At 65.4% G+C, this 11,498-nt stretch carries 9 protein-coding genes; 6 read left to right on the top strand and 3 right to left on the bottom strand.

Annotated features, from left to right (window positions below; all coding sequences use genetic code 11):
• Window positions 1–461: 461 nt before the first annotated feature.
• From HAP54_RS16400 to HAP54_RS16425, 6 genes are all read left to right on the top strand, one after another.
• Window positions 462–4,058 (top strand): helicase-related protein, encoded by a 3,597-nt coding sequence (locus tag HAP54_RS16400; protein ID WP_166301681.1) that lies wholly within the window; start codon window positions 462–464, stop codon window positions 4,056–4,058.
• A gap of 20 nt (window positions 4,059–4,078) precedes the next feature.
• Window positions 4,079–4,348, top strand: a complete 270-nt coding sequence (locus HAP54_RS16405) for an RNA-binding S4 domain-containing protein (RefSeq protein WP_166301684.1) — start codon at window positions 4,079–4,081, stop codon at window positions 4,346–4,348.
• A 129-nt stretch (window positions 4,349–4,477) separates the two neighbouring features.
• Window positions 4,478–5,821 (top strand): IS1380-like element ISBdi2 family transposase, encoded by a 1,344-nt coding sequence (locus tag HAP54_RS16410; protein WP_166204320.1) that lies wholly within the window; start codon window positions 4,478–4,480, stop codon window positions 5,819–5,821.
• A gap of 246 nt (window positions 5,822–6,067) precedes the next feature.
• Window positions 6,068–6,406, top strand: coding sequence for a ferredoxin FdxA (gene fdxA, locus HAP54_RS16415; RefSeq protein WP_166301687.1), 339 nt, complete (start codon window positions 6,068–6,070; stop codon window positions 6,404–6,406).
• Window positions 6,407–6,827: 421 nt separating this feature from the next.
• Window positions 6,828–7,619 (top strand): CarD family transcriptional regulator, encoded by a 792-nt coding sequence (locus tag HAP54_RS16420; RefSeq protein ID WP_166301690.1) that lies wholly within the window; start codon window positions 6,828–6,830, stop codon window positions 7,617–7,619.
• Window positions 7,620–8,193: 574 nt separating this feature from the next.
• Window positions 8,194–8,592 carry a nuclear transport factor 2 family protein gene (locus HAP54_RS16425; protein WP_029079623.1) on the top strand — a complete coding sequence of 133 codons (399 nt, stop codon included), beginning with the start codon at window positions 8,194–8,196 and terminating at the stop codon, window positions 8,590–8,592.
• 71 nt (window positions 8,593–8,663) lie between these two features.
• On the opposite strand, the gene HAP54_RS16430 is transcribed toward HAP54_RS16425, so the two are convergent.
• The 3 genes from HAP54_RS16430 to HAP54_RS16440 are packed head-to-tail and all read right to left on the bottom strand — an operon-like array spanning window position 8,664 to window position 11,332.
• Window positions 8,664–9,200 carry a response regulator transcription factor gene (locus HAP54_RS16430; protein WP_166301693.1) on the bottom strand — a complete coding sequence of 179 codons (537 nt, stop codon included), beginning with the start codon at window positions 9,198–9,200 and terminating at the stop codon, window positions 8,664–8,666.
• On the bottom strand, window positions 9,190–10,518 hold the full coding sequence (locus HAP54_RS16435; protein ID WP_414646221.1) for an ATP-binding protein: 1,329 nt from the start codon (window positions 10,516–10,518) through the stop codon (window positions 9,190–9,192). The genes HAP54_RS16430 and HAP54_RS16435 overlap by 11 nt, the downstream gene beginning before the upstream one ends.
• 28 nt (window positions 10,519–10,546) lie before the next feature.
• Window positions 10,547–11,332 carry an SURF1 family protein gene (locus HAP54_RS16440; protein ID WP_166307932.1) on the bottom strand — a complete coding sequence of 262 codons (786 nt, stop codon included), beginning with the start codon at window positions 11,330–11,332 and terminating at the stop codon, window positions 10,547–10,549.
• Window positions 11,333–11,498 lie beyond the last annotated feature (166 nt).

The raw sequence follows: 11,498 nt of genomic DNA on the forward strand, positions 1-11,498 counted from the left end.
ACCCTCTGGAATTTAAGGAATTCAGTCCGCATATCCTGTGCTTGTGGAGCCCTCTCAAACTTGATCTAGTGCCGCCGCCATGGGCCCCACCCGAGATGTTGCGGTGAACGTTTCAGGCCTGGAATGGAGTCACCGATTCGGGCGCGATTCGTTCCGGAGTCGTTCCGAAGCTTAAGCCGGGCGCAGAAAGCGTCGCATTGTGAGACAGATTTTGCGCGATTCTGATGCCGTATTGTTGAATCGCGCTGGAGTGACGAAATTGGACGCGCGCGTTGCTTGTTCTCCCTCGCCCCGCTCTTACGGGGAGAGGGTTGGGGTGAGGGGCTCTCGCCAGGAGCGCTGCTCGCGGATGGTCCCCCTCACCCGGCGCTTTGCGCCGACCTCTCCCCGCAGGCGGGGCGAGGTGACTTCTTAGGCGCGCATCCGCGCAACACCGCGGCAACAAGAAACACCTGCAAAATATGGCTTTCTCATCCTCGTTCGGAAATGACCGCGTGCCTGGCGCAGGCGTCACCGCGGTGCTTGGTCCGACCAACACCGGCAAGACGCATCTCGCGATCGAGCGCATGCTTGCGCATTCGTCCGGCTTGATCGGGCTGCCGCTGCGGCTGCTCGCGCGCGAGGTCTACAACAAGATCGCGGATCGCGCCGGCGTCGACAATGTCGCGCTGATCACCGGCGAGGAGAAGATCAAGCCGAAGGCGCCGCGCTTCTGGGTCTCGACCGTGGAAGCGATGCCGCGCGATCTCGATGTGTCGTTCCTTGCGGTCGACGAGATCCAGATCGCCGCCGATCTCGAGCGCGGCCACGTCTTCACCGATCGCATGCTCAACCGCCGCGGCCGCGACGAGACGCTGCTGCTTGGCGCGGCGACGATGCGGCCGATCATCGAGCGGCTGTTGCCGGGCGCCTCGATGGTCACGCGGCCGCGCCTGTCGCAGCTCGAATTCGCCGGCGACCGCAAGATCACGCGGCAGCCGAGAAGAACAGCAATTGTCGCGTTCTCGGCGGATGAGGTCTACGCGATCGCCGAATTGATCCGCCGCCAGCATGGCGGCGCGGCTGTTGTGCTGGGCTCGCTGTCACCGCGCACGCGCAATGCGCAGGTCGAAATGTTCCAGAACGGCGACGTCGATTATCTCGTCGCCACCGACGCCGTCGGCATGGGGCTCAATCTCGACGTCGATCACGTCGCCTTCGCCTCCGACCGCAAATATGACGGCTATCAATTCCGCCGGCTGACGCCGGCCGAATTCGCCCAGATCGCGGGTCGCGCCGGCCGCGCCACGCGCAACGGCACGTTTGGTACGACGGGACGCTGCGCGCCGTTCGAGCCGGAGCTCGTCAACGCGCTGCAGAACCACACCTTCGACAGCGTCAAGATGTTGCAATGGCGCAACGCGAAGCTCGATTTCGCCTCGCTCGGCGCGCTGCAGGTGTCGCTGGCGCAGGCGCCCAATCATGAGGCACTGACGCGGGCCCCGATCACCGAGGACCAGCGCGTGCTCGACCACGTCGCGCGCGACGCCGAGGTGCGCGAATTCGCGCATGGCGCCAAAGCGGTGGAGCGGCTGTGGGAGGCCTGCCAGGTTCCGGACTATCGAAAGCTGTCGCCGGCCGCCCATGCCGAACTCGTGACCACCCTGTATGGCTTCCTGATGCAAAAGGGTCGTATCCCTGACGCATGGTTTGCCGCCCAGGTCGACCAGGCCAACCGGACCGACGGCGATATCGACACGCTATCGGGCCGGATCGCGCAGATCCGGACCTGGACCTTTGTGGCCAACCGGCCGGACTGGCTGTATGACCCGGAGCACTGGCAGGGGATCACGCGCGATCTCGAAAATAAATTATCCGATGCGCTGCATGAACGGCTCACGGAGCGTTTCGTTGACAGGCGGACCAGTGTATTGATGCGCCGCCTGCGGGAGAACTCAGTTTTGAATACGGAAATTGGCAAGACCGGCGAAGTGATCGTGGAAGGTCATGTGATCGGCCGGCTCGATGGTTTCACCTTTGCACCTGATGCGGCCGAGGCCGGCAGCGACGCCAAGGCGCTGCAAGCCGCCGCCCAGCAGGTGCTGGCGCGCGAGATCGATGCGCGCGCCGAGAAACTGGGTGCGGCGCCCGACGAGCAGTTCGTGCTGACCTCCGACGGCACCATCCGCTGGACCGGCGATGCGGTGGCAAAGCTGGTCGCCGCCGAGGACGCGCTGCATCCGCGCCTGCGCATCATCTCCGACGAGCGGCTGACCGGCGCCTCGCGCGAAGCCGTGCAGACCAGGCTCGACCTCTGGCTCAAAACGCATATCGAAAAACTGCTCGGGCCGCTGTTCGAACTCTCCAAGGCCGAGGATATCCAGGGCATCGCCCGCGGCATTGCCTTCCAGCTGGTCGAGGCGCTCGGCGTGCTCGAGCGCAGCAAGATCGCGGCCGAGATGAAGGATCTCGACCAGCCCTCGCGCGCAGCGCTGCGCAAATACGGCGTGCGGTTCGGCGCCTATCACATCTACTTCCCGCAGCTTTTGAAGCCCGCGGCGCGCTCGCTGGCCTCGCTGCTATGGGCCGAGAAACAGAACAATGTCGACATGGCGGCGCTGTCGAACGTGCAGCATCTGGCATCCAGCGGCCGCACCTCGTTCCCGGTCGACAAGCAGCTCGCCCGCGATGCCTATCGTGTGCTCGGCTATCGCCAGTGCGGCGAGCGCGCGGTGCGCGTCGACATCCTGGAGCGGCTCGCCGATCTGATCCGCCCGGCGCTGGCCTGGCGCGAGACCTCGCCGGGCGAGAAGCCCACAGGCGCCTTCGACGGCCGCGGCTTTGTCGTGACGCAGGCGATGACCTCGCTGACTGGTTCGGCAGGCGAGGACTTTGCCTCGATCCTGCGCGCGCTCGGCTATCGCATGGACCGCCGTCCGCCGCTGCCGCCGAAGGCGGTTGAGGTGGCACCGGTCGAGACCAGCGAGACGGCCGCCGCCGAGACGCCGCCGGTCGAAGCGAGCTCTGACGCTGCCGCAGATGCGCCGGTCGACGCTGCCGCAGATGCGCCGGTCGACGCCGCCGCTGAGGCGCCGGCCGACGCCGCCGCAGAGGTCACGGCCGATGCAGTGGAGGCTACCGTTGCGTCCGAGGCCGAAGCGCCCGAGGCCGAAGCTGCTGTCGATCAGCCGGTATCCGGCGATCCCGCGCCGTCGGCCGCACTGTTGCCCGATGTCGGCTTTGCCGAGGTGGTTTCCAGCGAGGCGACGCCGGTCGTCATCGAGACCCACCAGGATGCCGCAGCGGAGCGTGCCGCTCCGGTCGACGCGCCCGCCGCGACCGAAGAACCCGCTCCTGAAGCGCCCGCCGCTGAAGTCGCAGCCGCGCCCGCCGTGGAAGCCGCTGCAGAGACGCCTGAGGCTGCCACTGAGGCGCCCGCGGAGACCGCGAGCGCTGACGCTGACACCGCCGAGGCCGCTCCCGCAGCCGCGGAAACGCCGGCCGAGCCGCAATTGGTCGAAGTCTGGCGTCCCGGCGGCCGCTCCGATGGAGAACGCCGGCCGCATCATCGCGGTCACGATCGCAATCGCGGCCGTCATCAGAACAAGCCCGCCGAAGGTGCGCAGGCTGCTGAGGGCGGCGGCGAGGGAGGCGAGAAGCGCGAGCAGCATCGCCGTCCGCGCCGGCATCACGATTTCCGCGCGCCGCGTCCGGGCGCGGCACCCGCTGACGGCGCTGCGGCAGCCCCCGCCGCGCCGGCCGATGGCGCGCAGGCCCGCGACACCAGAGAGGACAAGGGCCAGCGCCGCGAGCGCTTCGAGGGCAAGGGACGCGATCGCGACAATGAGCGCCGCGGCGAGAAATTCGGCGGCGGCCGCAAGGGCGGCGATCGTGATCGCGGCGGCCGCGATTTCGGCCGCGACAAGGGCGGGCGCGACAAGCGCGAGGGTGGCCCGTCGCATCGGCCCTATGCCTCGAGCGCGAGCACGCCGCGCGAGCGCGATCGGCCGATCGATCCGAACTCGCCCTTCGCCAAGCTCGCTGCACTGAAGGAGCAGCTCGCCGGCCGGAAGGAATAGCCCAACTTTTGGTCTAGCTCTTGGATCGACAGCGCCTCGACAAATGGCTGTGGCATGCGCGGGTGGTGAAGGCCCGCGCCAGCACGGCTGAACTCGTCGCATCAGGGCATGTCCGCATCAACGGCACGCGCGAGAAATCGCCGGGCCATGCGGTGAAGCTAGGCGACGTCGTCACCGTCGCGCTCGACAACAGCGTCCGTGTGCTGAAAGTGATCGGCTTTGCCGAACGGCGCGGCGACGCCGCGTCCGCGCGCCTGCTTTGCGAGGATTTGCAAGGAGGCAAGGAATAGCTATTTAGCCCGTCTTATTCGTCAGAGTGCGCCTGAGAGGCTGGCGAGCGTGGTGTAAAGCGCTGATGCGGCGTAGGATTCGGTTGCAAAGCCAACCCCATCACCTCAACCGCGAACGCCAGGCCCGCCATGACCGATGATACGATTCTGCCCTTCTCGTTTCCAGCCGTTCACGCCAAGAAAGTCACAGCTGCCTTCGATGGCGGTCGGCTGACCTCGAACGGGGGCGTGATGCTTCTGGCGATGGCCGAGCGGCGTCTCGGCTTGGCCGACAATTTGGCCCGGGTGTTCCCGGATCGGCGCGATCCGACGCGGGTCGTGCACAGCCTTGTCGATATGTTCCGCGCGCGCATGTTCGCGATCTGCTGCGGCTACGAGGACGCCGACGACCTCGATCATCTGCGGTCCGATCCCGCATTCAAGCTGGCCTGCGGACGGCTGCCGGACACGGGTCGCGATCTGTGTTCCCAACCGACGCTGTCGCGGCTGGAGAATGCTCCGCGCCTGCGCGACGTGATCCGACTGACCTACACTTTGGTCGACGCATGGATGGATAGCTACCCGCGCGAGCCGGCATCCGTCACGCTCGACATCGATGATACCTGCGATGTCGTCCACGGCCATCAGCAGCTCTCGCTGTTCAACGCTCATTATGACGAACGCTGCTTCCTGCCGATCCACGTCTACGACACGGAGAAGAGCCGGCCCGTGGCGGTCGTGTTGCGGCCCGGCAAGACGCCGGGCGGCGTCGAGGTGCGTGCCCATCTGCGCCGCCTGATACGGCATATCCGGACGCGGTGGCACAACACGCGAATTACGTTCCGTGGCGACGGGCACTATGCCCGGCCGGAGGCAATGGCGTGGTGCGAGACCAACGGCATCGACTACATCTTCGGTCTGTCCGGCACCAAGCCGCTCGCCAGAAAACTCGACGAGGCCGCCGACGACATCCGCACGCGACGCGCCATCGAGAACCTGCCGGTTCTGCGTGGCTATACCGAGACGCGCCACAAGGCCAAGTCCTGGGATCGCGAACGGCGTACCGTCGCCCGTATTGAGGCGACGATGCTCGGCCTCGACATCCGTTTCGTCGTCACCAGCCTCGATGTCGGCTCGGCCGAGTGGATCTACGACAGCCTGTATTGCGCGCGCGGCCAAGCCGAGAATCTGATCAAGCTGCATAAGACACAGCTCGCCTCCGATCGCACCAGCTGCCGTTCGGCGCTCGCCAATCAAGTCCGCCTCGTTCTCCACACCGCCGCTTATTGGCTGATGCTGACCGTGCGCGACGCGATTCCCAAAGCCCGGGAATTGGCCACAGCCGAGTTCGCGACGCTGCGTCTTCGTCTCTTGAAACTCGCTGCCCGTGTCGTCGAGACCACGAGCCGCATTCGCCTTGCGTTTGCCGCGGCATGTCCCGAAGCCGACCTGATCCGCGGCTTGCCAGGCGCGCTGCTGCCGCTCGGTCCTTGACCGGCGGGGCGTCCGCCCCCCGTTCGCCCAACCCATCCCTCAAGCGCGTTGCAAAGTACGGGTCGTCAGGCGGTGAAAAGCCGAAGGCAATCCCGCGCGCCTCGTCAGAGCAGATGTGCGGCCACATCAATCGGACTAAAAAAAGCACTCTCACGAATAGGACGGGTTAGGACCAGCAATTCCTTGCGGCTGCGGTATTCCTGCGCTACGCAACCCCGGAAAAAGTGGATCGTTTCGGAGTTTTGGATGACCTACGTCGTCACTGAAGCCTGCATCAAGTGCAAATATACCGACTGCGTCGAGGTCTGCCCCGTCGATTGCTTCTACGAGGGCGAGAACATGCTGGTCATCCATCCGGACGAATGCATCGATTGCGGCGTGTGCGAGCCGGAATGCCCGGCTGACGCCATCAAGCCGGACACCGAGCCGGGGCTGGAAAAGTGGCTTGAGGTCAACCGGGACTACGCCAAGAGCTGGCCGAACATCACCCAGAAGAAGGACTCGCCCGAGGACGCCAAGGAGTGGGAAGGCAAGGAAGGCAAGTTCGAGGAATATTTTTCTGCGAATCCGGGCAGCGGCGACTGAGTTCGCCTGTCACCCTCGGGACTACCCCGATAAGGGCGGGCTTGGACCGCCGCGGCCCTCCGTCCGACCCGCCGATTTAACCCTAATGACGGACATATGACCTGAGGGTCCCCTGTTATGCCCGGAATCGGGCGTAAATCATTGATTTTTGCGGAAAATGTGCTATATCTGGCACATTACAGGCCAAGAACCCCTGCCATGCGTACCTTGTGGCTTCGAGGTTCCCGCAAACATCGAACAGGGGCGCGGCAGTTTCCGCGCGCAGGCTGTGTCACAGAAAACGCGTAAAAAGAGTGCTTCAAAGACGACGAAAAAAGCCGCTGTCGTTGCCCGCAGCGCAACCAAGGGCCGTGCCAAGGCGCCCGTGAAGGGGGTCAAGAAGGCGGCGGCTGCAAAGTCCTCAAAGAACAAAAGAAGCGTGATGCCAGAAAAGACTGCCAAGACTGCCGCGAAAGCGGCAGCTGCGAAGCCCGCTGCTGCGAAGGCCGCCCCCAAGACTGTTGCTGCTGCGCCGAAGCCGGCCGCCCCGAAGGCTGCCGTCCCCGCCGCTGCTCCGAAGGTTGCCGCCAAGCCGGCCGCTGCGCCGCCCCCGGCAGAGAAGAAGGTCGTGACCCAGCGTCAGGGCTTCAAGGCCAATGAATTCGTGGTTTATCCCGCTCACGGCGTCGGCCAGATCCTGGCGATCGAGGAGCAGGAGATCGCGGGCGCCAAGCTTGAGCTGTTCGTGATCAATTTCATGAAGGACAAGATGACGCTGCGCGTTCCGACGGCGAAGGTCGCCAATGTCGGCATGCGCAAGCTGTCGGAGCCGGCGCTGGTCAAGAAGGCGCTGGAGACGCTGAAGGGCCGCGCCCGCGTCAAGCGCACCATGTGGTCGCGCCGCGCCCAGGAATACGAAGCGAAGATCAACTCGGGCGATATCGTCGCGATCGCCGAGGTGGTCCGCGATCTCTATCGTTCGGAATCGCAGCCCGAGCAGTCCTACTCCGAACGCCAGCTCTATGAAGCGGCGCTCGACCGCCTGTCGCGCGAAATCGCGGTCGTGCAGCACTCGACCGAGACCGAGGCGATCAAGGAGATCGAAGGCCAGCTCGCCAAGAGCCCGCGCCGCGGTGCCAAGGCCGAAGCCGAGGGTGAAGGCGAGGGCGATGCCGACGGTGAGGATCTCGACAGCGATGGCGATGATACCAGCGTCGCCGACGAAGCTGCCTAAGCAGCGCTGCAAGGTTTCAGATGAAAGCCCGGTCGCAGGACCGGGCTTTTTGTTTTGTGGCGAGCGTTGCAACGCCACCGAAGTAAGCGGCAACGCTGCGTCCACTCGGCTCTCTATTCGTAGTCCGGATGAAGCGAAGCGAAATCCGGGGTTGGGCCCATCCGCGGATCGATTGGCCCCGGATTACGCTGCGCTGCATCCGGGCTACAGGCAGACGCCCCGTCATCCTGAGGTGCGAGCTCTTGCGAGCCTCGAAGGATGCACGGCCCGAGTGCTTGCAGGTGCGCGCGGAAATAGCCGGGCCGTCGCCCTTCGAGACGCGCTGCGCGCTCCTCAGGGTGACGGCGAGGCACTCTCCACTTCGCTAGCTCGCTAGCTGGGCTACTGCATCGGCCGCTTCACCCGCTGCTTCTCTCGAGCTTCCGCGCCAGCCACGTAAACGATCCTGACCGGAATCGTCTTGAGTTGTTTCACGGATGACGACGGCAATCGGTGCCCGGCATGCTATGCTGGCCGCCCTGCCGTTATTGGATCGACGTTAAGATGACCCATCAATTTGCAGAGGAGAAATCCGATGGCATCCAATGTTGAGGCAACCAGGAAGGGCTATGAGGCCTTTCAACGTGGTGACATTCCAGCGCTCATCAGGGATCTGATCGATGACGACTGCACGTGGATAACACCAGGTCCCCAGGATAAATTGCCTTGGGCTGGGACCTTTAGGGGAAAGCAGCAGATTGCAAACTTCTTCGTCCAGGTCGGCGAGAATTTGGAGTTCAGCGAGTTTGCTCCGCGTGAGATGATCGAGCAGGGCGACACCGTCGTGGTCTTGGGCACACTCACGGCGCGGGCAAAGAGAACAGGCAAGACCGTAACGAACGAATGGGCCCACGTTTTCAAGTACCGCGACGGAAAGGCGGTCCGTTTTCAGGAGTACATCGACACTGCGGCGGATGTTGCCGCGATGTCGTGACGGAGCGAGAGGCGGCCGGCTGAATCAGGCGCGCATTCGCGTGTCTCGTTGGCGTCGTCGGCCTCTATCGCCTACTTCACCCGCTGCTTCTCGAGCTTGCGCGCGAGCGTCCGGCGGTGCATGCCGAGGCGGCGGGCGGCTTCGGAGATATTGAAATCGGTCTCGATCAGGGTCTGGTGAATGCGTTCCCATTCCAGCGTCTTGATCGAGGTCGGCCGCGCGCCGACCTCGATGGCGGAATTGCCTTGCGCTTTAAGGAATGCGGCCTCGATGTCGTCGGTGTTCGACGGTTTTGCCAGATAGTGGCAGGCGCCGAGCTTGATCGCCTCCACTGCGGTCGCGATGCTGGCGAACCCGGTCAGCACGACGATCAGCATCTCCGGATCATGCGCGTGCAGCGCTTCGACGCAGGCGAGGCCGGAGGCGCCGCCGGCGAGCTTCAGGTCGACCACGGCATAGTTGGGCGATTGTACTTCCAGGAGATGCCGCACCTCGTCGAGCGAGGCCGACACCGCGACACCGTAGCCGCGGCGCTCGAACGAGCGCTTCAGCGTGCGGGCAAAGCCCGCGTCGTCCTCGACGATCAGGAGCTGGCGTTCATCCGTCAAGATGGTCTCCGATCGCGAGCGTCGAAAGCGGCAGCTCGAGCCTGACCGCGGCGCCGATGTCCGGCCGGTTGCGCGCCGTGACCACGCCGCCCAGCTTACGCACCACGTTGCCGACCAGGAACAGGCCGAGGCCGCTGCCGGGGCTGCCCTTGGTCGATTGATAAGGCTTGCCGACATGCGCCAGCATCTCGCGCGAGAAGCCCGGGCCGCGATCGATCACCGACAGCACCAGCCTGTCGCGATCGCGCTCCGCCGTCAGCTCGATCCAGTCGCGCGAGACCTCGGCGGCATTGTCGAGCACGTTGAAGATCGCCTGCTTGAGCGCGATGTCGGAGACGATCGGCAGATCCGCCCCGAAGGCGTTGCGGAAATACAGCGTCGCCGACGGCCGCGACGTCCGCCATTCCTCGACCAGCGCCGCCAGGAAGGCCGCGACCGTCGTTGGCGAGGAGCCTTCGCCGCGGGCCTCGCCGGCCGACAGCAGGATGCCGGTGACGATCGTCTTGCAGCGCTGCACCGAGATCTCCATCTCGCCGAGGTCCTGCGACAGCTCGGGATCGGAGGCGAGCGCGGGCATCCGGCGCCAGTCACCCAGGATGACTGAGAGCGAAGCGAGCGGCGTGCCGAGTTCGTGCGCGGCGCCGGAGGCCAGCAGCCCCATCCGGACGATATGGTCCTGTTCGGCAGCGTCCTGGCGCAGCGCCGCGAGGCGGAGGTCGCGGTCGCGCAGATTGCGGTTGATCCGCGTCATGAACACCACGAGCAGCACGGCGTCGAGCACGAGGCCGATGAAGGTGCCGACGATATGGAGGTTGAACGCATCGGCAAAGCCCTGCTGGGGCAGTTCCAGCGGCCGGTAGTAGCTGGTCAGCCAGGCGAAGTTCATGCACACCAGCGCCACCAGCGACCAGGTCGAAGGGGCGTCGAGCAGCACCGCGCCCAGCGTGACCTGCAGCAGATAGAGCGACGTGAAGGGATTGGTGGCGCCGCCGCTGAGATAGAGCAGGACGGTGAGCGCCGCGACGTCGAGCGTCAGCGCGATCAGGAGCTCGCGGTTGTTGATGTCGGCGCGGTAGCGCAGCCACAGCAGGCTGACGAGATTGAGCGCCACCAGCCCCGAGATCACGGCCGCCATCGGCATCAGCGGCAGCGCGACGCCCATCCAGAACTGCACAAAGCCGATGGTCGCGATCTGGCCGATCACCGCGATCCAGCGCAGCTGGACCAGCAGGGCCATGTTCTTTCGGTTGGTGGCGACGTCGGCGGGAGCTGCGAGATCGAACGGCATGCCGGCAGCCGCGTTCACGGCGGACGGCATCACGGCCGTGCCGGTCTCGGCCTTTTCGTCATGCGGATCCGATGTGCGCTCGAGCATCTGGGCCTGTGTCGCGAGACAGATTGCGGGCTGCGCCGATCAGGCGGCGCACGGCGGCGCGCCTTGAGTCCCACCCTGGATCAGCGCCGGCGCGGCCCCTGCCGCTGATGATGCGCAGGAGCGCGCCCGCCAGCATAAAGGCCAGCGCGAACCATGTCAGCGCGTAAATCAGGTGGTTGTTTGGAAACCGCACCATCGTGAGCCCGCCGATGGGGTAGCCGCCCGGATTGGGCGTCGCATCGGCGTCGATGAAGAAGGGGGCTACTTTCGACAATCCGTGGTTGGCTGCGATCGCAGCGACGTCGCGCGAATACCAATGGCCCGATCCGGGGTCGTTGCTGCGCAGGAAGCCGCCCTTCGGCTCCGAGATCCGCAACAGGCCGGTGACGTTGACGGTGCCCTGCGGCTCGCCGTCGCGCCGTGTCGCGGGATCGCGCCGCTCAGACGGCACAAAGCCGCGATTGACCAGCACCGTGGTTCCGTCGGCCATGCGCAGTGGGGTCAGCACCCAGAAGCCTGGACCGTCTGATGTCACGGCCTGCACCAGCGTCTCGTCGGCATTGAGGAAGGTGCCGCGCACGGTGACACGGCGGTACTCGTCGCTCGCGGCGGTGACCGCCGGCCATGACGACGGAGGCGGCGGCGCTGTTGGCGCCGCATGCATGCGCTGCTCGACCCGCCCGATCAGCGCCAGCTTCCAGGTCCTGCGTTCGACCTGCCAGGCCCCGAGCGCGATCAGCAGCACCACGCCCAGCATGCCGAGCGTGAGCAGTGAATAGCGACGGAGAGTCGAACGTCCGCGCCGGGACTGCACCCCCTCTCCCGCTTGCGGGGGAGGGTTGGGGTGGGGGTGTCGCCGCGAGTCGGAAGGTTCATTGAGTGGGGAAAGCCCCCACCCGGATCGCATCTTACGATGCGAGATA

The organism is Bradyrhizobium sp. 2S1 (assembly GCF_011516625.5).
In the GTDB taxonomy this organism is placed as follows: domain Bacteria; phylum Pseudomonadota; class Alphaproteobacteria; order Rhizobiales; family Xanthobacteraceae; genus Bradyrhizobium; species Bradyrhizobium septentrionale.